At 41.4% G+C, this 20,673-nt stretch carries 19 protein-coding genes; 17 read left to right on the top strand and 2 right to left on the bottom strand.

Annotated elements, in window-relative coordinates; all coding sequences use genetic code 11:
• The first annotated feature begins 111 nt into the window (after positions 1 to 111).
• From L8T27_RS18800 to L8T27_RS18725, 16 genes are all read left to right on the top strand, one after another.
• Complete coding sequence (locus L8T27_RS18800; RefSeq protein ID WP_233316030.1) at positions 112 to 1,128, top strand: PTS sugar transporter subunit IIC; 1,017 nt, start codon at positions 112 to 114, stop codon at positions 1,126 to 1,128.
• 64 nt (positions 1,129 to 1,192) lie between these two features.
• A complete protein-coding gene (locus L8T27_RS18795) occupies positions 1,193 to 2,707 on the top strand; it encodes a PucR family transcriptional regulator (protein ID WP_233316029.1) in 1,515 nt (504 codons plus the stop codon).
• Positions 2,708 to 2,843: 136 nt separating this feature from the next.
• A complete protein-coding gene (locus L8T27_RS18790) occupies positions 2,844 to 3,521 on the top strand; it encodes an aspartate/glutamate racemase family protein (protein WP_237942105.1) in 678 nt (225 codons plus the stop codon).
• Between the two features lie 48 nt (positions 3,522 to 3,569).
• Positions 3,570 to 5,192, top strand: coding sequence for an OPT/YSL family transporter (locus L8T27_RS18785; RefSeq protein ID WP_237942104.1), 1,623 nt, complete (start codon positions 3,570 to 3,572; stop codon positions 5,190 to 5,192).
• Between the two features lie 10 nt (positions 5,193 to 5,202).
• A complete protein-coding gene (locus tag L8T27_RS18780; RefSeq protein WP_233316026.1) occupies positions 5,203 to 6,258 on the top strand; it encodes an S-methyl thiohydantoin desulfurase family protein in 1,056 nt (351 codons plus the stop codon).
• A 20-nt stretch (positions 6,259 to 6,278) separates the two neighbouring features.
• Positions 6,279 to 7,223, top strand: a complete 945-nt coding sequence (locus tag L8T27_RS18775) for a DUF1177 domain-containing protein (protein ID WP_237942103.1) — start codon at positions 6,279 to 6,281, stop codon at positions 7,221 to 7,223.
• A 57-nt stretch (positions 7,224 to 7,280) separates the two neighbouring features.
• Positions 7,281 to 7,952, top strand: a complete 672-nt coding sequence (locus tag L8T27_RS18770; RefSeq protein WP_237942102.1) for an AroM family protein — start codon at positions 7,281 to 7,283, stop codon at positions 7,950 to 7,952.
• A 16-nt stretch (positions 7,953 to 7,968) separates the two neighbouring features.
• Positions 7,969 to 8,919, top strand: coding sequence for an aminopeptidase (locus tag L8T27_RS18765; protein WP_237942101.1), 951 nt, complete (start codon positions 7,969 to 7,971; stop codon positions 8,917 to 8,919).
• Positions 8,920 to 9,162: 243 nt separating this feature from the next.
• Positions 9,163 to 10,530 carry an FAD-dependent oxidoreductase gene (locus L8T27_RS18760; RefSeq protein ID WP_237942100.1) on the top strand — a complete coding sequence of 456 codons (1,368 nt, stop codon included), beginning with the start codon at positions 9,163 to 9,165 and terminating at the stop codon, positions 10,528 to 10,530.
• Between the two features lie 86 nt (positions 10,531 to 10,616).
• Positions 10,617 to 11,225, top strand: a complete 609-nt coding sequence (locus tag L8T27_RS18755) for a DNA-3-methyladenine glycosylase (RefSeq protein ID WP_233316157.1) — start codon at positions 10,617 to 10,619, stop codon at positions 11,223 to 11,225.
• A gap of 143 nt (positions 11,226 to 11,368) precedes the next feature.
• The gene (locus L8T27_RS18750; RefSeq protein WP_233316021.1) at positions 11,369 to 13,282 is read left to right on the top strand and encodes a BglG family transcription antiterminator; all 1,914 of its coding nucleotides are present in this window, start codon (positions 11,369 to 11,371) and stop codon (positions 13,280 to 13,282) included.
• Positions 13,283 to 13,487: 205 nt separating this feature from the next.
• Complete coding sequence (locus tag L8T27_RS18745; RefSeq protein WP_233316020.1) at positions 13,488 to 14,819, top strand: PTS sugar transporter subunit IIC; 1,332 nt, start codon at positions 13,488 to 13,490, stop codon at positions 14,817 to 14,819.
• A gap of 2 nt (positions 14,820 to 14,821) precedes the next feature.
• Positions 14,822 to 15,871, top strand: coding sequence for a mannonate dehydratase (gene uxuA / locus L8T27_RS18740; RefSeq protein WP_233316019.1), 1,050 nt, complete (start codon positions 14,822 to 14,824; stop codon positions 15,869 to 15,871).
• Positions 15,871 to 17,313, top strand: coding sequence for a glycoside hydrolase family 1 protein (locus L8T27_RS18735; protein ID WP_233316018.1), 1,443 nt, complete (start codon positions 15,871 to 15,873; stop codon positions 17,311 to 17,313). Before uxuA ends, L8T27_RS18735 begins: the two co-directional genes overlap by 1 nt.
• Before the next feature lie 22 nt (positions 17,314 to 17,335).
• Entirely contained in the window at positions 17,336 to 17,656 is a 321-nt protein-coding gene (locus tag L8T27_RS18730) for a PTS sugar transporter subunit IIB (protein ID WP_237942099.1), read from the top strand.
• Positions 17,657 to 17,674: 18 nt separating this feature from the next.
• On the top strand, positions 17,675 to 18,013 hold the full coding sequence (locus L8T27_RS18725) for a PTS sugar transporter subunit IIA (RefSeq protein ID WP_233316016.1): 339 nt from the start codon (positions 17,675 to 17,677) through the stop codon (positions 18,011 to 18,013).
• Positions 18,014 to 18,050: 37 nt separating this feature from the next.
• Here L8T27_RS18725 and L8T27_RS18720 read toward each other — a convergent pair whose 3' ends face one another.
• Entirely contained in the window at positions 18,051 to 19,025 is a 975-nt protein-coding gene (locus L8T27_RS18720) for a bile acid:sodium symporter family protein (protein WP_233316015.1), read from the bottom strand.
• Between the two features lie 38 nt (positions 19,026 to 19,063).
• Positions 19,064 to 19,717: an oxidoreductase gene (locus L8T27_RS18715; RefSeq protein ID WP_237942098.1), complete on the bottom strand. Its 654-nt coding sequence runs from the start codon at positions 19,715 to 19,717 to the stop codon at positions 19,064 to 19,066.
• A 184-nt stretch (positions 19,718 to 19,901) separates the two neighbouring features.
• Here L8T27_RS18715 and L8T27_RS18710 point away from each other — a divergent pair, with 184 nt between their 5' ends.
• Positions 19,902 to 20,660 (top strand): ABC transporter ATP-binding protein, encoded by a 759-nt coding sequence (locus tag L8T27_RS18710; RefSeq protein ID WP_233316012.1) that lies wholly within the window; start codon positions 19,902 to 19,904, stop codon positions 20,658 to 20,660.
• Positions 20,661 to 20,673 lie beyond the last annotated feature (13 nt).

Genomic DNA, 20,673 nt, shown 5'->3' with positions numbered 1-20,673 from the left:
TTTTTGTTGTATCAAACAAGGGCGCTAAACGTGATGTACGAATGGTGCCTATCCGGAATCTGCGGACAGGCTTTTTTATTGGAGAAAATTAAAACAAGGGAGTAGAGAGAGATGAATAAAAAAACTTTTATGGATGGTTTATATAAAGCATCAGCAGGAATGTCAAATGCCGTGTTGGTTACATTAGGACTTGGCTTGCTGCTTGAATCAATCGGAAAAGCGCTAGGGTGGGATACTCTTACCCACATCGGCTCTGTAGCTAAAGTGCTATTGGCACCTGCCTTCGGGGCGGGAATTGCCTATCAGCTTGGCGGTAATACATTAGTGATTTTTAGCGCGATGGTCTGCAGTACAATTGGAGGGAATGCACTGCATGCCACAGAGTCAGGCATGGTCCTTGTTACAGGGCAGCCAATCAGTGCCGTTCTTGCTGCAGTAGTGGCAACAATTGTTGGTAAAAAAATTGTCGGCAAAACTATTTTGGATATGATTGCTATTCCAGCAGGTGCTATTCTAGTTGGTGGATTTGCGGGTGTTGGCTTGGCTTATGTTACAACACCGCTATTAGAGTGGATCAGTGCTGAAATTACTTCTTCTGTGCAAGGTTCACCATTAGTTGCATCAATGGTTATTTCATTGGTTTGGAGTATTTTGTTAATGACACCGGCTTCGTCGGCAGCCCTGGCAATTGCCTTGCAGATGGATCCAGTTTCAAGTGCTGCTGCACTTATTGGCTGTACCGTTCAATTTGTTGGATTTACGGCAATGTCTCTACGTCAAAACGATATGGGTGGCTTCTTGGCACAGTCGATCATCACACCAAAGGTGCAGTTCCCGAATATTGTGAAAAATCCGTTGCTGATCATTCCGCCATTTGTAGCAGCCGTTATTTGTGCACCAATCGCTACATTAGGCTTTGGCTTTACAGCAACTTATGAATTAGCAGGACTTGGCTTGAATTCTTTAATTGCTCCAATCAGCATTTTGGCAACACAAGGTGCGAGCGGATTCTTAACATATATGGCATTAGGAGTTGTTCTTCCAATAGCCATTACACTGCCTTTATACTATGTTGTTTTAAGAGTCGGCTGGGCAAAAACAGGCGACTTAGCAATGAAGGTACAATAATAAATTAAAAAAAGGGCTTTCGGATGAAACGAAGGCCCTTTTTTTCATAGGGGTGAAGCAACGCATGAATCCATCTGGCATTACATTAGAAGAGTTGTTAATGCTTCCAGTTTTAAGGGAAGCAAGTGTAATAAGTGGAAAGGAGGGGCTCTGCCGTGTTGTTCAATTTATCGATATTATGGAAGTGCCTGATATTGACGGTTGGTTAAGGGAAGGAGAACTGCTGTTGACCACAGCTTATTCTTTAAGAGATGATCTCTCAAAGCTGCCAAAGGTTGTCGAAATGCTTGCAAAGGCAAATGCTGCTGCACTTGCTATAAAGCCAGAAAGATATTTACATGAAATGCCGCAGGAAATGATTGATTTAAGCAATCAGCATCAGCTGCCCATCATTCAGCTTCCGCCAGGAATTCCCTATATTGATATTACTAATGCTGTCATGGAACAGATTCTGAACAAGCAGGCTTCATTGCTCAGAAGATCGGAGGAAATTTATAAAAAGCTGACAACATTAGTTTTAGAAAACAGCGGAATCCAAGTGGTTGCCGATAATGTCTCGCAAATGCTGAATGCGCCAATCTCTCTGCTCGACAAGCATGGCAATATGATTGTTTCTTCCAACTCTATTACAAGCGAAACATCTGCAAATATGAGCTACTGGGATATTACAGTAGATAAGGAGCATGTGGGAACATTTATACTTCAAAAAGAATCCCTTGATGAAATGGAAATGGTATGTGTAGAGCAGGCCAGACTTGTGTTCTCATTAGAACTGATGAGAAGAAAAACAGCCGTTGATACTGAAAATAGACTAAGAGGAAGCTTTATGGAGGAGCTTATAGCAGGAATTTACTTACCGCAGGATGAGGTAGTCACAAAAAGCAGACAGTTTGGGCTAAATCCAGATGCTATGTGGCAGGTGGTTGTCTTTGAACTGCAAGGGCTGTTAGAGGAAGATGCAGGCATGCTAGTTCAGCTGCAGACTTCTTTAAAAGAGCTGGAAGGGTTACAAGGTATTAAAATATACAGTCTCTTCCAAGGAAATAGGCTTGTAATAATCCAGTCGAGCAGTTCAAATTCACTTTGGAGGCCTGAGCACTGGTCTAAGCAGCTAGAGCCGTTTACAAAGAGATATAAAGGACTTCAAGTAGGAATAGGTGGCTATTCCTTGCTATGGGATATTCATTTGAGCTACCAAGAGGCAAGAAACGCAGTCAAGATAGGGAGAAGCTTAAATAACGATCAGCAGCTTCATAACTTTGATGATGTGGAGCTATTTAAATTGCTGTTAGACAGCACAGAATATATTAATTTTGATGCTGTCATCGAAAGAAAGATTGGCAAACTATTATCATATGACAGAGAGACGGGCAGTGAGCTTGTGAAGACATTATTTTATTACTTATCAACAAATGGCAGTTTGTTAGAAACAGGTGAACAATTATTTATCCACCGAAACTCTGTCAAATACCGAATAGATAAGGTAAAGGAAATGTCTGGATTAAAACTAGAATCTTTCTATGAAAAGTTTTCATGCTATCTTTGTATATATTTCCATTTATTTCGAATTTCTAGGTGAAATTCCTGCTCATTGTGCTCAGAGCACAATGGGCTTTTTTATTTTTTGTATTTTCGGGACATTGTTTGCAATTTATATAATCGGTAAGATAGACACATTAACAAATTTCAGAAAATTAAATCAATAGGAGGAAATTATGATTGGAGTTATCCGGGTTTTCACCGCAAAGGATCCTGAAGTAGTTAACAGCCATGGAAATAAAATCAATTCTTTATATGGAATTCCTGTCATAAACAGATGTATTCCAGATCAGCCACAAGGTATTCATGATGCTGCCACAGAATTAGCAGCGGTGCCGAAGATAGTGGCATTAGGAATCGAAATGGAGGAAGAAGGCGCAGAGCTGATTGTAATAAGCTGTGCAGCAGATCCAGGTATAAAGGAGCTGCGTGAGGCTGTTTCGATTCCTGTCATCGGTGCAGGCAGTGCGGCTGCTTTGACTGCACTGGCAATAGGAAAGCCTGTAGGAATCATCGGTATAACAGAGAAGCCTCCGATTGTGATGGAAGAAATCCTCGGTGAAAAGCTAGTAGCCTACTTGGTGCCGGAGGGTGTTGCGAATACAACGGATCTAATGAAACCAGAGGGGAAGGAGAAGGGGAGACAAGCAGTCCTAACCCTGCTGGAGCAGGGAGCAGAAACAATCGTCTTTGCTTGTACTGGCTTCACAACCATTGGTCTTGCAGATATGTTGCGGAAGGATATGAATATTCCGATTATCGATGCAGTAGAGGCGGAGGGCTTAATTTCCGCATATATAGTGAACTCCTCCTTTAATAGAAGTGGTCAAGGTGGATTAGGCGTCCTTCTCTAGATAATATAGTAAAAATCAACTTACAACTTTGTAATGGAGGGCCATTAAATGAAACAATTCAAAGAAGAAAAAAAGCATCCACGGCTGTTTGAGCCATTTTCGTTAATTTTAACAACTATCACAGCAGTATTCGGAGCCATTATTGGGATGCAGATTATCGTCTCACTTGGAGTAACGCCTAATACATCGATTATCGGTGCTCTTGTCGCTATGCTGATAGCTAGAATACCAGTAACAATCCTGTCGAGATACAAGTCAGTGCATCGGCAAAACCTTATTCAAACATCTATCTCCTCCGCAACCTTTGGGGCAGCCAACAGTTTGTTGATTCCAATCGGTATACCTTTTTTAATAGGTGCTCCTGATCTTATTATACCGATGTTAATAGGCGCAGCGCTGGCAATGTTTGTAGATGCTGCGATTCTGTATAAACTGTTTGATTCAAAGCTTTTCCCAGCATCAGGAACTTGGGCGCCGGGTGTTGCCACAGCACAAGCAATTGTTGCAGGTGATAAAGGGGGGAAACGGGCTGGTCTGCTTGGAGTCGGCGCCGTAATTGGCATAGTCGGCTCCATACTGCATATTCCAATGTCCGCTTTTGGTGTAGCGTTTATCGGAAATATTTGGGCGCTGTCCGTATTTGGGATTGGCTTGCTGTTCCGCCAATATTCTATCCCAGTGTTTGGCGTCGATGTGAATGCATTATATATTCCCCATGGCATTATGATTGGCGCCGGTATTGTAGCGCTTGTGCAAGTTTCTATATTGATTTTCAGAAAAGAAGGCAAGGAAAGCAGAAAAGGAAGAAAAGAGATTGCTGCCGCAGTAGACAAGCCAGAGGCCGAGACTTTTACTACTTCTATTAAAACAGCTCAGAAAACGTTAGGTTTTGGCTTTCTTGCCTACCTCGTCATTGCATTAATTCTGGCCCTTGTTGGAGGTCTCATGACACAGATGTCATTAGGCATGCTCCTTGCTTTTCTCTTGTTTGCTGCCTTTGCTGCATTCGTACATGAGCTTATTGTCGGGATTGCCGCCATGCATTCTGGCTGGTTCCCAGCATTTGCTGTAGCCTTCATTACCCTATTGTTAGGGATGATGATCGGTTTTCCACCGCTTGCCTTAGCTCTTCTTGCCGGGTTTAGTGCAGCCACAGGTCCAGCATTCGCCGACCTTGGCTATGACTTCAAAACAGGCTATATCCTGCGTGGAAAAGGAGAGAATCCTGAGTATGAGGTGGACGGAAGAAAGCAGCAATATATGACGTCGCTTCTGGCTTTTGGGATTGCTTTATTGACTGTTTTGTTCACATATAAAGGCTACTTTGCTAACAATCTTGTACCGCCAATCGATGCTGTTTATGTTTCTACCATTCAAGCAGGCACATCGACAGACGTTGCAAAACAGCTCTTAATATGGGCAATACCAGGAGCATTGCTCCAATTAATTGGCGGACCGACCCGCCAAATCGGCATCATGTTTGCAACAGGATTGCTTATATTGACACCTTATGCCGGTATCGCTGTTCTTGCAGGTATTATTATTCGACTGCTGTGGGTCAAGAAAAAAGGAAAAGAAGCAGAAACACCAATGAGCATATTGGCAGCCGGATTTATAGCTGGTGATGCCTTGTACAGCTTCTTTAATTCCGTATTCAAATTAGGGAAGTGAGGAATATAAATTGGCTATTAAATTAGATGAGTATACAGTAGAGCATGCCGTTTATGGAGGAGCAGTCCTTGGCGGAGGCGGAGGGGGCAAAATTGCAGACGGACTTCAAATCGGCCGGCTTGCCCTTGAAATCGGTCATCCGATTTTAAAGACAGCAGAGGAAATGGAAGATGAGGACCTGCTTGTGACTGTTTCCCTTGTCGGGGCACCTGCAGCAAAGGAACAATATGTGAAACCGATGCATTATATCAAGGCTATTGATTTACTTTCACAGGCAATGAACGAGCCAATTCGCGGAATTATCACAAATGAAAATGGCGCGAGCACAACTGTTAATGGCTGGTTTCAATCAGCTGTAACTGGTTTGCCTGTTGTGGACATTCCTTGTAACGGAAGAGCTCACCCGACAGGAATAATGGGATCTCTTAATTTATCTGAGCAAGCCGGATTTATTTCTCATCAGGCTGCTGTCGGCGGAAGAGGCGAGCGCTTCCTGGAACTCTCCATCTCAAGCTCTTTAGATATAGCAGCTAGTACTGTGCGGCAACTGTCAGTGGAAGCAGGCGGTTTAGTGGCTGTAGCCCGCAATCCAGTTCCAGTTGCTTATGCAAAGAAACATGGAGCAAGCGGTGCAATTCAGCAGGCAATCCAAGTGGGAGAAGCGCTTTGCTCCCACAAAGGAGAAGCCGCTATTGACAGCGTAGTCGCTTTGCTTGGCGGAAAGGTCATCGCCGAAGGGACAGTTACTGATTTTGTGCTGGAAACAACAGGCGGCTTTGATGTTGGCACGGTGACGATAAATAAGGATTGGAGCATGAGCTTTTGGAATGAATATATGACGATTGAAAAGGATGGAATCCGCTACGGAACATTTCCAGATTTAATTATGACACTTGATGCTAAAACTGGCCGGCCGGTTGTTACGGCAGAGGTGGAAAAAGGGCAGAACTTAGCTGTGATTATTGTTCCAAAGGAAAAACTGATTTTAAGCAGCACAATGAGAAATCATTCATTAATGTGTCCAATCGAAAAAATAATCGGCAAGCAAATTATTAATTATCTATAAAAATTACTGGAGGGATTACAATGGCGCTTAAACAAACACTGAAGGCAATTGATTTACTGGATAATGCTTATGTAACGGGAGAGACAGCTGCTGAGCTATTTAAGGAGTATCCTAACATAGAGGTAAAAGTTGAAACTGTCAAAGGCGAAAAAGGCAGCACGGATTTTATTAAGGTGACAATACCAGGTTCTGACGGCAAACTTGCGGGAGGAAGTGCTCCGACTGTTGGTATCATTGGAAGATTAGGGGGAATAGGAGCACGGCCAAGCAGAATTGGCCTTGTATCAGATGCTGATGGTGCTGTCGCTGCGATTGCTGCTGCACTTAAATTAGCTGAGATGCAGGCAAAGGGCGACACCCTTGTAGGAGACGTTATTATCACAACACATATTTGTCCAAATGCGCCGACAAGACCTCATGAGCCAGTGGACTTCATGGATTCACCAGTCGATATCTTGACGATGAACAAACATGAAGTTGTTCCTGAAATGGATTGTATTCTGTCTATTGATACAACTAAAGGAAATCGCGTGATTAATCATAAAGGCATCGCCATTTCACCAACAGTTAAAGAGGGCTACATACTGCGGGTTAGTGAGGACTTGCTGCGGATAAAAGAAATGACCACTGGAAAATTTCCTGTTACATTTCCAGTAACCTCGCAAGATATAACTCCTTATGGGAACGATCTGCATCATATAAACTCGATTCTTCAGCCTGCTGTTGCAACAAGTGCCCCTGTTGTAGGCTTGGCAATCACCGCTCAATCCATTGTCCCAGGGTGCGGTACAGGCGCAAGCCATGAAACAGATATAGCAGATGCTGTCCGCTTTGCAATTGAAGTGGCAATAGAGACAACGAACGGAACTTGTGAATTCTACAGCGCGTCTGAATTCAGCCGTATCACAGAATTGTATGGTTCAATGCAGATTTTACAGACGATGGGCAAAACAGCTGCTGTTTAAATACTAACTTAAAGAGGAAGTTTGCTTCCTCTCATTTTATTAGAGGGGAGACTAATCATGAAAAAACTAGGTATGATCACAATTGGTCAGGCGCCAAGAATGGATGTTGCTCCTATTATCCAAAAGCATATTAAGGAAACAGCCGAATTAGTCCAGGTGGGAGTATTGGATGGTCTTACTAAAGAGCAAATAGAAGCTGATTTTTATCCAGAAAAAGGGGAATATGTGCTGACATCAAGGCTTACAAACGGCGAATCTGTCATCATGTCAAGAGAGAAGATAAAGCCGATTTTACAGGATAAAATTAATTACTTAGAAAGAATAGGAATAACGCAAATTTTGCTTTTATGTACAGGTGTCTTTCCTGGATTAACGACGAAAAAAGCCTATCTAATTGAACCAGATCATATCATTCCGCCTACAATACATGGACTGACAGGGAAACGCAAGCTTGGTGTGATTGTTCCTCTTGAGCAGCAAAAGGAAACTTCCTTTCCTAAGTATTCACCGTTTGGAATGAACCCAGTGTTTCAAGTGGCAACTCCTTATGAAAATGACCTAACTGAATTCCACAAAGCAGCTGCAATGCTGAAGGAAGAAGCAGATCTTATTTTACTTGACTGCATGGGCTACACAGAAAATTTAAGAAGAGAAGCAGAAAAGATTACCGGCAAGCCTGTCATACTGTCTAATGCATTGGTCGCCAAGCTTGTTTCCGAAATGATATAAGGAAAGAGGGAGGAAAATGAAAGAGAAAATTATCGAAGTTAGTAAAGGACTGCTCGTTAATTGTTTGGATTTGAAAGAGCAGGATTCATTTCTTGTTATAGCTGATGATGAGAAGAAGGAGATAGGAGAATGCTTGTATCTTGCAGGTAAAGAGCTTAGCGCAGAAGCGATGCTGATGATAATGGGAGAAAGAAATCATTCTGGTGAAGAGCCGCCTTTAGCTGTAGCAGCAGCAATGCTACAGGCAGATGCAGTCATATGTGCTACAAAGCATTCCTTAACACATACCCAAGCAAGAAAAGCTGCTGCAGCAGCGGGATCAAGAATTGCTACAATGCCTGGCATAACAGAGGACATGTTTTTGGAAGGTGCCATTGCTGCAGACTATAGCAAAATTAAGACAATAACAGAAAAAATAACAAAATTACTGACAGACAAAAGCACTGTGACAATAGTCAAGGCTGGCTGCTCCTTAACTTTTGATATAAAAGGAAGAAGTGGAATACCGAGCACAGGAATGTATGTGAATAAAGGAGAATCAGGCAATTTGCCTTCAGGTGAAGCTTATATTGCACCTGTTGAAGGATCAGCACATGGTAAAATCACAGTAGACGGCTCTATTGCAGGTATTGGTCTTCTGACATCACCACTTATTCTCACTATTCACGAGGGAAGGCTCGTGGAAGCAGAGGGAGATCAGGGACAAGAGCTGCTGGAAATGCTGGGGACCGGCGAGGGAAGATTGCTCGGTGAATTTGGCATTGGCACAAACGAGAAAGCAAGAGTTACTGGTGTCGTGTTAGAAGATGAAAAAGTTTATGGCACTATACATATAGCCTTTGGCAGCAATATGACATTCGGAGGAACTGTCTTTGCAGGAGTACATATAGATTGTGTTGTCATGCAGCCGCAGGTATTTTTGGATGATCTTTTGTTAATGGAAAATGGAGAATTGCTAGCTGAATAATGATATAGGCATAAAGCTTGGGAAAAGCACTGCATGTTCCCAAGCTTTTTTGGCAAAAATAACACGTGAAATAATTATTTGTGAAATTAATCACAAAACCCTTGCGTGCGAAAAAAATGTATGTATAATAAAGGTATGAACAAATTGTGAATGACATCACATAATTTGTGATTTTTTTCACTAATAATGTGAAATAGTTCACAACTTTTACAAAAAATTCTCTTACAAAGGAGCTTCAAAATTATGAAAGTTATTGTAATTGGATGTACACACGCTGGTACAGCGGCAGTTAAAACGTTAGCTAATGTAAATAAAAATATAGATATTACTGTTTATGAAAAAAATAATAACGTATCATTTTTATCTTGTGGAATCGCCTTATATGTCGGCGGTGTTGCGAAGGACGCAAATCAATTATTCTATTCTTCTCCAGAGGAGCTTAAAGCATTAGGTGCTAATATGCATATGGAGCATGAAGTGCTGGAGATTAATACAGATAATAAAACAGTACTTGTGAAGGACTTGAACAGTGGCGAAACTCGCACAGATTCTTATGATAAATTAGTAATGACAACAGGTTCTTGGCCAATTATTCCACCTATTGAAGGTATTAAACTTGGAAATATTCTTTTGTCTAAAAACTTCAACCAAGCAAATGAAATTATTGCGAAAACAAAAGATGTTAACCATGTTACTGTAATCGGCGCCGGCTATATTGGAGTAGAGCTTGTAGAAGCTTTTGAACAAAACGGCAAAAAGGTAACGCTTATTGATAGTGAAGACCGTATCCTGAATAAATATTTGGATAAAGAGTTTACAGATATTATCGAAGCCGAGCTTCAAGGAAAAGATATTGAGCTTGCATTGCAGCAAACTGTTACTAAATTTGAAGGAAATGAAGCAGGAAATGTAACAAAGGTCATCACAACAAAAGGAGAATATGAAACAGATCTCGTTATTCTGTGCGTAGGCTTCAGACCGAATACAGGCTTGCTGAAAGATAAGGTTGAACTTCTGCCAAATGGCGCAATTAAAATTAATGAGTATATGCAAACAAGCAATCCTGACATCTATGCTGCAGGCGACAGCTGTGCGGTAAATTACAACCCAACAGGTGATAAAGTGTATATCCCGCTAGCAACAAACGCTGTGCGCATGGGAACATTAGCAGGTTATAATATCGCCGGGCAAAAAGTGAAATATTTAGGAACACAAGGAACTTCTGGCTTGCATCTGTTCGGATTGAGCATGGCATCAACAGGTCTTACAGAGCTGACAGCAACAGCAAATAAAATTCCTTATGAGGAAGTAACGGTTATTGAAAATGACCGTCCAGAATTCATGCCGACATTTGAACAAGTACGTTTGAAAGTTCTTTACCATCAAGAGACTAGAGAAATTATCGGCGCACAAATTATCTCTAAAGCAGATATGACACAAATGATGAATACTTTATCTGTCTGCATCCAAACAAAAATGACAATAGATGAATTAGCATTTGTTGACTTCTTCTTCCAGCCGCATTTCAACAAGCCTTGGAATACATTGAACCAGGCAGGCTTGGCAGCAGTTGCAAAACAAGCTGAGAATAGTGTGCCGGCACATGTATAAATAAATGCAGGAAAGCTTAGGTATCCCCTAAGCTTTTTTTGTGTTTTATGAGAAAATAAAAATAAAAAGCGCAGGTGACCTAAATGATTGATTATATAAACACAACTACAGAGGAAATTGCCAGACAGCTGTTAGGTAAGCTGCTCGTTCACCAAACACCAGATGGTATTTATTCAGGCTATATAGTGGAAACGGAAGCTTATATTGGAGTTGAAGATATGGCATGTCATACTTATGACGGCAAGCGGACTCAAAAAGTTGAATCGATGTATCAAACAGGTGGGACAATCTATATTTATACGATGCATACACATGCCATGCTCAATATCGTCACAAAGGAAGAAGGAGACCCGCAGGCAGTCCTTATTCGTGCGTTGGAGCCTGCAGATGGAATGGAGAGAATGGAAAATAACAGAAAGGTTACTGGAGTTTCCATAAGCAACGGACCTGGAAAACTGACGAAGGCAATGGAAATTACTAAGGAGCTAAATGGAAAGATGCTTAATGAATCTGCTCTTTCGATTGATGCTCGCCTCGGAAAGACGCCGGCTAGCATTGCAGTATCAGCAAGGGTTGGCATCCCGAATAAAGGAGAATGGACGTCTAAACCATTGCGGTTTTATGTAAAAGGGCATCCTTATGTGTCAGGTATGAGAAAAAAGGATTATCAAGAATTAGTTGATTGCTGGCTTTAAAATGGGAGGGCTGCTTGCACATAAAATACAAAAGGAAATCAGATAGCGCTTTCACAACAGTCCTTCTTCGGCTATGATGTTATTAAGGAAACATATAGCTGATAAATAATTGGAAATGCAGTTGATGAAGGGGTGTAATTTAAATGCTTTCATTACGTCAACAGAAACTGTTGCATTTATTGATGCAGGCAGAAGAGGCACTAACGGGTGCGGAGCTTGCTTCAGCATTGCAGGTCACATCACGGACGATAAGAAGTGATGTGAAGATACTTACAGATAAGCTGCAGGCAAATGGTGCGTATATTGCCTTAAAAAGAGGAAAAGGCTATGAGCTCATCATTGATGATTATAAATATTTCCGGTCTTTTTTGCAGCGTGCCGTTGCAGGAAATGAGGATGATACAATCCCGGCAGATCCGTCAGAAAGAATGGAATATATGCTGAGACGCCTGCTTCTTTCAGAGGATTACATTAAGATTGAACATTTTGTAAAAGAGCTGTATATAAGTGAAACGTCTATTAAAAACGGGCTGAAGGAAGTAAAAAAAATTCTTCGCCGTTTCAATTTGGACTTGGAAAAACGTCCGAATTACGGGCTGAAAATAGTCGGATCCGAAGCGAAAATGCGCATATGCATGGCAGAGTTTGTTTTCCATTCAGATCATCAACCATATCAAGTTTTGCCAGCACATGAACTTGAAAAGATAGAGGAGATTCTGCTCAAGCATACGAAAGAAGCTTCGATTTTACTTTCCGATATCGGGAAATCTAATTTAATCACACATATTGCTATCGCCTGCAAACGAATACTCGATGATAATTATGTTTCTATGCCCGAAAAGGAATTGGAAGCTATCATGGCGGAAAAGGAATATAGTGTTGCCAAGTTGATTGTGAAGGATCTGCAGACATCATTAGGTACAGCATTTCCAGAGGCTGAAGTTGCTTATATAGCTGTTCATTTATTAGGAACGAAGATTATTTCTTATCAGCCAGCAGCAGAGATTAATATATTGGACATGATTGAAAAGGATATACTAGAACTTTCCAAAAAACTGCTTAACGAGGCAGAACAGGTTATGCAGCTAGGAATATCCACCGATGAAGAATTGATATACGGGCTGTGTCTTCATTTAAAGCCGGCTATTAACCGCTATAAATTTGGCCTTAGCATCCGCAATCCGATGTTGAAGGAAATCATCAAAAACTATCCAGTTGCCTTTGATGCAGCCATTTCCATGGCAGAGAAGCTTAAGCAGGAAACTGGCATGGAGATAAATCAGGATGAGATTGGCTATATCGCCTTGCATATAGGAGCTGCGATGGAACGGAAAAAAGCAAAGGGGAAGGCGAAGCGCTGCCTGATTGTTTGTGCTACTGGGGTTGCAAGCGCCCAGCTTTTATACCATAAGCTGCAGGCTACCTTTGGCAGCAAGCTGCAAATAGTTGGAACAGCTAATGTTTTCGACATGCATAAGTATGATCTAGGGTCCCTTGATTTTATTATCAGCACCATCCCAATTCAGAAGAGATTAACCGTTCCTATTATTGATGTAAATACTATTTTAAGAGATGAAGATATTGCCAGATTGGAAAACTTAGTAATTGAGAATATCGGCAGTGTCTTGAAATATATAAGACCAGAGCTTACCTTTTTTCAGCAAGATTTAAAATCAAAGGAGGAAGTGCTTCGCTTTCTTTGTACGAATATGGAAAGACTGGAGGATATCCCTGATAACTTTCAGGAACTGGTAGAGGAACGGGAACAAATAGCTCCAACAGGATTTGGAACAATGGTTGCCATTCCCCATCCAATCAGACCTGTCACTAAAAAGACAATTTGGGCTGTGTGTACATTAAAAAGGCCAGTGCAGTGGGGCGACAGCCGTGTTCAGTTCATTTGCTTGCTGAGCGTCCAAAAAGAGTATAAAAAGGATTTACAGAAGATGTACCAGCTTTTAGTGAAAATATCAGGAAATGCAGCTCTCGTAGAAAGGCTTGTAAAGGTTAGTTCTTATGAAGAGTTTGTGAGTATCCTGCTTTCGGTGGAGGAATAAACGGTTATGAAAAAGGACAGCGTTATGCTGTTCTTTTTTGTTATACAATCTTGAGGCACTCTTTTCCTCGTAAAGTTGGAAAAAGAATGCATGTAAATGAAAGCGCTTTTTATATAAACTGATAAACAAGAGCACAAGAAGCATTTCACTCTATAAAATTATTGATGTAATTCCATTTTTTTATAAAAGAAACGGAGGTTTTAAGATGAGCTTTAAAGATAAGGCGGCAGATGTATTAGGCAATGTCGCCTACAAAATCACCAATCAGAAATATATTATGGCAATCAAAAAAGCATTTGTTACGTTAATGCCAGTCATTATCACAGGAGCTTTTGCTGTGCTTGTAGCAAATATGATTCTCGGAACAGAAAGCGGCTTGGCGCATTTTGAAATGTTTGCCTTCCTCGCAGACTATAAGCCGATTATGACAGCCATTCAATATGCTACGCTTAACTTCCTGACAATCGGAGCTGTCTTTTTAATTGGGATTGAGCTGGGACGGATAAATGGTCATAAATCACTGTTTCCAGGGATTCTCGCTCTTATGTCTTATATTTCAGTTGTGCCGACAACGATAGAACTGCTTGTAAATGAACAAAACCAGCTAGTCACAGATGTATTGGCAAGGCAATTCTCCGATCCGAAAAGCTTATTCTTAGGAATGATTATTGCTATTGTTTCTGTTGAGATCTACAGCAAGCTTGCGAATGTAGAGAAATTGAAAATCAAGATGCCAGACAGTGTACCTTACAATGTAGCCACCTCTTTTTCAGCATTGATTCCATCGATCTTGACGGTGACAATTGTCGCAACATTCGGATTCATCTTCTATAAAGTAACTGGCATATATTTATATGAAGCCATCTACAATGTTGTACAGAGACCGCTTGAAAGTGTTATGCAGGGCTTACCGGGAATTTTGATTCTTATGTTTGTCGCGCAGTTCTTCTGGGTGATTGGAATTCATGGTAACCAAATGATTAAGCCGATTCGGGAGCCGCTCTTGCTTGCGTCCATAACAGTCAATATGACTGCCTTCCAAGAAGGAAAGGAAATTCCAAATATTATTACAATGCCATTCTGGGATGTATATATGAGCATTGGTGGTTCAGGAGTAACAATTGGTCTCTTAATAGCAATCTTTATTGTTTCAAAAAGAGAAGAAATGCGAAGTATTGCTAAATTGTCTTTCGGTCCAGGGATTTTTAATATTAACGAACCTGTTATCTTCGGACTTCCGGTCATGCTCAATCCAATTATGGCGATTCCATTCGTTATCACACCATTAGTAACAGGAACAATCGGGTATATCGCAACTGCAACAGGCTTTGCAGGAAAAGCAGTCGTTATGGTTCCTTGGACGACACCGCCGATTATTAATGCTTGGCTGTCTACTGCCGGGAGTATGGGAGCAGTCATCACACAGCTGATATGTATTGCTGCTTCTATATTCATCTACCTGCCGTTCGTCTTAATGGCTAATAAAGTGTCCCAGCAAACTGGAGAAGAAAGTGATGATACAAGGAAGGTGATTTAAAGATGAAGATGTCTTTCAGATGGTATGGAAAACAAGACTCTATTCCCCTTGAATATATTAAGCAAATCCCTAACATGAATGGGATAGTCAGCGCTGTTTATGATGTTCCCCCAGGTGAAGCTTGGCCGGAGGAAAGCATTCAGGAGCTCTATAGAGAGATAAGCGCAGCAGGACTAGAGTTCAAGGTAGTGGAAAGCGTGCCTGTTCATGAAGATATTAAATTAGGTCTTCTAAACAGAGATACGTATATTGATAATTATATCCTCACAATGGAGAGGCTGGCGAAAATTGGTATTGAAGTGATCTGTTATAACTTTATGCCTGTCTTCGACTGGACGAGAACACAGCTTGATAAGGAGCTGGAGGATGGGTCTACTGCATTAGTTTATTATCAAGAACAGCTAAAGAGGATGGATCCTGTGCACAACGATCTGTCCCTCCCAGGCTGGGATACTTCTTATACGAGAGAAGAACTGCAAGAGTTAATCAGGCAATATCAGGAGTTGGGAGAAGAAGGCTTGTGGAATAATCTGGAGTACTTTTTAGCTAGAGTGATTCCGGCTGCAGAGAAGCATGGAATCAAGATGGCCATCCATCCAGATGATCCGCCGTGGAGTATATTTGGACTGCCCCGCATTATTACAAATGAACATAATCTTGATCGCTTTTTAAACTTATATGAAAGTGAAGCAAATGGGATCACTTTATGCTCAGGCTCGTTAGGTTGTACAAAAGATAATGACATCGTTAAGCTGGCAGCAAAATATACGCAGCTTAACCGAGTTCCTTTTGTTCATTTGCGCAATATTAAGATACTTGCAAACGGTGATTTTGAGGAATCAGCACATTTCTCAACATGCGGAAGTCTCGATATGGCTGCTATTATGAAGGCGCTCCATGACAATGGCTTTACAGGTTATGTAAGACCTGATCACGGCCGGATGATTTGGGGGGAAACCGGAAAACCTGGCTACGGACTTTATGACAGGGCTTTAGGAAGTATGTATCTTTCAGGCATATGGGAAACGCTTGAAAAATCGGGAGGTAAATAATGTCGGATAAATTAATGGTGAAAATACCTGATGATTTTATCATCGGTGCTGCAGCATCTGCCTGGCAGACAGAGGGCTGGTCAGGAAAAAAGGAATCTCAAGACTCGTATTTAGATCTTTGGTACAAAAATAACAAGAACGTCTGGCATAACGGGTACGGACCAGGAGTAGCAACTGATTTTTATAACAGATACAAGGAAGACATCGGGATAATGGCAGAAATCGGGCTAACCCATTATCGCACCTCCATTAATTGGTCCCGCTTCTTACTAGATTATGAGGAAGCAATAGTGGATGAAGAGTATGCAGCCTATATCGATAAGGTGATTGATGAGCTCTTAGAAAAACAAGTGGAGCCGATGATATGCTTGGAGCATTATGAAGTGCCTGCCTACTTGTTTGAGAAATATGGAGGCTGGGACTCCAAGCATGTGGTCGAGCTTTTTGTAAAGTATGCTGATAAAGTGCTGGACCGTTATGGACATAAGGTGAAGCACTGGTTCACCTTCAATGAGCCGATTGTTGTTCAGACAAGGGTTTACTTAGATGCCATTCGTTATCCTTTTGAGCAGAATACAAAAAAATGGATGCAGTGGAACTTTCATAAGGCTTTGGCAACAGCTAAAGTAGTGGAGCTTTTTAAACAGAAAGGGCTCAAGGAAAAGACAGGAGCGAAGATGGGGGTTATTTTAAACCCAGAAGTGACATATGCGCGCTCATCTGCTCCACATGACCAAGAAGCAGCTAACATCTATGATTTGTTCTTTAACCGAATATTTTTGGATCCTTCCATTAAAGGCGAATATCCGCAAGAGCTTTTTGACTTGATGGCCAGACATAGCATCGCCTTTGAGTATACACAGGCAGACTTAGAAACTATCAAGCAGAACACAGTTGATTATGTAGGCATTAATTTGTATTACCCTCATCGTGTTAAGGCAAGAACGACAGCTTGGAATGAAAGCACGCCATTTCATCCTTCTTATTATTATGAGATGTTTGATATGCCTGGCAAGAAGATGAATCCTTTCCGCGGTTGGGAGATCTATCCGAAAATTATGTACGATATGGCTATGAGGATGAAAGAGGAGTATGGCAACATAGAATGGTTTATCGCTGAAAATGGCATGGGTGTTGAGCAGGAGTGGCGCTATAAGAATGACGAAGGCAGTATTCAAGACGACTACAGAATTGAATTTATTGCCGAGCATATGAAATGGCTGTTGAAGGCGGTGGACGAAGGCTCTAATTGCAAAGGGTATATGCTTTGGGCGTTTACTGATAATGTTTCACCGATGAATGCCTTCAAAAACCGCTATGGATTAGTAGAAATTAATCTGGATGATAACAGGAACAGACAGATGAAAAAGTCTGCTAGATGGTATCAATCCATTATAGCCAATCGGACTTTAGAAGCCGCAGATGATGATTTGGTGAAATAAAATAGAAGGGCAGGAATTGAATATGAAGAAAATTATCTTAGCATGTGCAGCAGGCATGTCCACTTCCATTGTTGTCTCTAAAATGAAAGCAGCAATTCAAGCAAGAGGAGAGGACATCGATGTTTATGCCATACCAGAGGGAGCTATTGAGGATGAATTAGCCACTTCAAGTGAGGGGATTATTGCTATTCTCCTTGGACCACAAGTACGCTTTATGAAACAGGCGGCAGTCAATACTGCCAAGCCGTATGGAATACCAGTTGATGTTATTGATGTCAGACTGTATGGAACAGCAGACGGGGAAAAGATTCTCGATCATGCATTGCAATTAAACCAAAAATAAAGCTGTCGGAGGGAAAAAATGAAGTTACTAGAGGAAATGCAGGCGGCGGCTTTTCAAATTATAACGTATTCAGGTGAGGCACGGAGCAGCTATGTGGAGGCAATCCGCACTGCGAGGGAGGGGAAAATAGACGAAGCGAAAGAGATTATTAAGGCAGGGGAACGCTCCTACAACAAGATACATAAAGTTCATGCCTCCTTTGTTCAAAGAGAAGCAAGTGGGGAGGAGCTGCCTTTTTCGTTAATCTTGATGCATGCGGAGGATCAAATGCTGACAACAGAAACCTTGAAGATTATGGCCTGTGAAATGGTGGAAATGTGTGCTGTTTTTTTGAAAGACAGCAGGCAAAATACGTGACCTAACAAAAAACACGAGATATGCTCGTGTTTTTTTGTTAGGAGATTTTCTTGCCAGCAACTTTTATCAATGAAGGCTTCTGATAAACCGTTCGAATCGCTTGGCCATAAGTGGCAGCGAGTATTTGCTGGAAAAGCATGCCGATGACAACAGGCACAGCTGTTTGGGGCGGGAAAAAGCTGACCGCAATAACAGCACCAGCGCTGATGTTCCTCATTCCTCCTGTATAAATCATCGCAATCGTCTCATCCTTATGACGCTTTGTGAGAACACCAAGCATCCATGAAAAAAAGTATCCAGATAACGCCACAAAAAACATCGTTAGAGCAATGTAGATGAATTTCATGTCAATATTGCGGAGATAAGGAGCAACAACGGAGCTGTTTATTGCTACAACAGCTGCCAAACCAAGCTTTGAAAAAGGAGCAAGTGTCTTATTCCAAGTTAACGCTTTTTCCTTGGAATAAAACTGGTTAACAGCCATCCCTGCGATGGATGGAAGTACAATCATTCCAAGAAGTCCCCTCATCATGCCCCAAATATCTAACTGAACCGATTCTCCGACAAAAATGCTCATGCTCAATGGCACTAAGAATGGAGACAGCAAGGTGTCTGCCAAAATAATTGCCAACGTGAGGGGGACATTTCCTTTATAGATGGAAACCCATATAACGCTCGTAATACCTGTTGGAATTACTGTGGCAAGTATAAGGCCGGTAATGGTGTACGGGTCATTATGAAAGAATAGGTGACCAATTGCAAACGCCCAAATGGGGGTGATAATATGCAGGGCGCCCAATGTCAGTAATAAGGATAATGGATGAGTGACAGTATGCTTCATTGATTTAAAGTTGGAGTTAAGGCTCCCTGTGAATGTCATGGCAGCAAAAATCCATGGAACGAGAAAGGATAAATGATGCAAAAAAGAGGCTAAAAGCACCCCTATTACCACACTAACTGGTGTAAGCAAAGGCATCCATTTACTAAGAAAAGCATTCATGCTTTGAAGCATATAACAGGACTCCAATCAAAGTTAATATATAAGTAGCATTAAGCGCGTCTTTCAATTTCATCTGATTCAAGTATATGCACACCGCTTTTGTTTTCTGCAGCAAGCTTGCTCATTGCAGCTGCAACAGTTTGCGCTTTAATGCCCCGATACTTCCTCAAACGGCCAACGAACATAAAGTGCAGAGGCGGCAGCAAGTAAGAGCTCAGCTTTTCTCCAAGACGAAACTCACCTCTTGCACCAAGGAGAAGGGAAGGTCTTACAATTGTCAGAGATGGAAAACCGATTTCTTGAAGATGCTCTTCGAATTCTCCCTTGAGTCTGCTATAGAATATTTTAGAGCTTGAATCAGCTCCAATTGCACTGATTGCAAGCAGCTGTTTTGCTCCCATCCCAAATGCGAGCTTAGCAATTTCCACAGGATATTCCAAATCAATTTTTGTCATTTCTGCCTGGCTACCTGCCTTTTTTATTGTTGTTCCTATACAGCAAAAAACATCATCAACTGCAAACTCTTGTTTGTATGCGGACAGCTTGCTGAAATCTGCGACTACTTCCTTTATTAAAGGATGATCAAAGCTTTTCCTTCTTGTCAGTACGGTTATTGTGCTGTACTTGTTCTCTCTTGCAAGCAGCTGTACAAGCTCCCTTCCGACAAGCCCTGTTGCGCCGATCACTAAAGCATTTTTTTCCATTTCGACGTTCCTCTCTAATAAATATTTACATATAGTATAGCAAATAAATGCAGTCAGCTTGTTGTCAGTCTTGTGATAAATAAAATGCCCATTGATTTTTGCGCACATAATGATATCGCCTAGAATAATTATACATTAAGGCCAGGAGTTGGATGAAAAGTGTTTTAAGACAGGAGGTTTAAAAGTGTATAAGTTAGAGGTTAAAAACAGCAGCAAGATTTTCAGGAAGGACAGTAAAGACTTCTATGCTTTAAAAGATGCAAGCTTGCAAGTTCCAGAAGGAAGATTTGTCAGCATCATAGGTCCAAGCGGCTGTGGAAAATCAACTCTATTTAATATCATTGCTGGGTTAATCAAACCTTCCACAGGGGAGGTGCTGCTTGACGGTAAAGATATTGTCGGCAAGAACGGCTATGTAGGCTATATGCTGCAGAAGGATTTGCTGCTGCCTTGGAGGTCGATCATGCATAATGTCATTTTAGGATTGGAGATAAAAGGTGTTTCTAAAAAAGAAGCAATCAGCCAGGCGGCTCCCCTATTAGAAAAGTACGGATTAGGCGGTTTCGAAAATCACTTTCCCGATGAACTCTCCGGGGGAATGAGACAAAGAGCGGCTTTGCTCAGGACACTGCTGTATGACCAGGATATCATTTTATTAGATGAACCGTTTGGTGCTCTTGATGCGCAAACAAGACTATTAATGCAGGAATGGCTTTTGCAAATATGGACGGATTTTAAAAAGACCATTCTTTTCATTACACATGACATTGATGAAGCGATTTTCCTGTCTGATGATATTTATATCATGTCTTCTAGACCAGGAACAATTAAGGAGAAGGTCACTGTCCCTCTAGCAAGACCGAGAAGTGCCCAAACCTTATTAAGCACTGAATTTATTGATTTAAAAGAGCATGTACTGCAAACGCTGAAAACAGAAAAATAAAGGAAAGGAGGAG

The organism is Niallia sp. Man26, from assembly GCF_022049065.2.
Taxonomy (GTDB): Bacteria; Bacillota; Bacilli; order Bacillales; family Cytobacillaceae; genus Niallia.
The sequence above is the reverse complement of the archived record's forward strand: the minus strand, read 5'-3'. Positions and strand labels throughout refer to the sequence as shown.

Bases quoted from the DNA above. Each gene is read 5' to 3' on its own strand.
- L8T27_RS18730 (WP_237942099.1), top strand. From the start codon at position 17,336: ATGAAGAAAATTATCTTAGCATGTGCAGCAGGCATGTCCACTTCCATT.
- L8T27_RS18770 (WP_237942102.1), top strand. From the start codon at position 7,281: ATGAAAAAACTAGGTATGATCACAATTGGTCAGGCGCCAAGAATGGAT.
- L8T27_RS18790 (WP_237942105.1), top strand. From the start codon at position 2,844: ATGATTGGAGTTATCCGGGTTTTCACCGCAAAGGATCCTGAAGTAGTT.
- L8T27_RS18775 (WP_237942103.1), top strand. From the start codon at position 6,279: ATGGCGCTTAAACAAACACTGAAGGCAATTGATTTACTGGATAATGCT.
- L8T27_RS18715 (WP_237942098.1), bottom strand. From the start codon at position 19,717: ATGGAAAAAAATGCTTTAGTGATCGGCGCAACAGGGCTTGTCGGAAGG.
- L8T27_RS18800 (WP_233316030.1), top strand. From the start codon at position 112: ATGAATAAAAAAACTTTTATGGATGGTTTATATAAAGCATCAGCAGGA.
- L8T27_RS18795 (WP_233316029.1), top strand. From the start codon at position 1,193: ATGAATCCATCTGGCATTACATTAGAAGAGTTGTTAATGCTTCCAGTT.
- L8T27_RS18785 (WP_237942104.1), top strand. From the start codon at position 3,570: ATGAAACAATTCAAAGAAGAAAAAAAGCATCCACGGCTGTTTGAGCCA.
- L8T27_RS18725 (WP_233316016.1), top strand. From the start codon at position 17,675: ATGAAGTTACTAGAGGAAATGCAGGCGGCGGCTTTTCAAATTATAACG.
- L8T27_RS18735 (WP_233316018.1), top strand. From the start codon at position 15,871: ATGTCGGATAAATTAATGGTGAAAATACCTGATGATTTTATCATCGGT.
- L8T27_RS18720 (WP_233316015.1), bottom strand. From the start codon at position 19,025: ATGCTTCAAAGCATGAATGCTTTTCTTAGTAAATGGATGCCTTTGCTT.
- L8T27_RS18760 (WP_237942100.1), top strand. From the start codon at position 9,163: ATGAAAGTTATTGTAATTGGATGTACACACGCTGGTACAGCGGCAGTT.
- L8T27_RS18745 (WP_233316020.1), top strand. From the start codon at position 13,488: ATGAGCTTTAAAGATAAGGCGGCAGATGTATTAGGCAATGTCGCCTAC.
- L8T27_RS18750 (WP_233316021.1), top strand. From the start codon at position 11,369: ATGCTTTCATTACGTCAACAGAAACTGTTGCATTTATTGATGCAGGCA.
- uxuA (WP_233316019.1), top strand. From the start codon at position 14,822: ATGAAGATGTCTTTCAGATGGTATGGAAAACAAGACTCTATTCCCCTT.
- L8T27_RS18765 (WP_237942101.1), top strand. From the start codon at position 7,969: ATGAAAGAGAAAATTATCGAAGTTAGTAAAGGACTGCTCGTTAATTGT.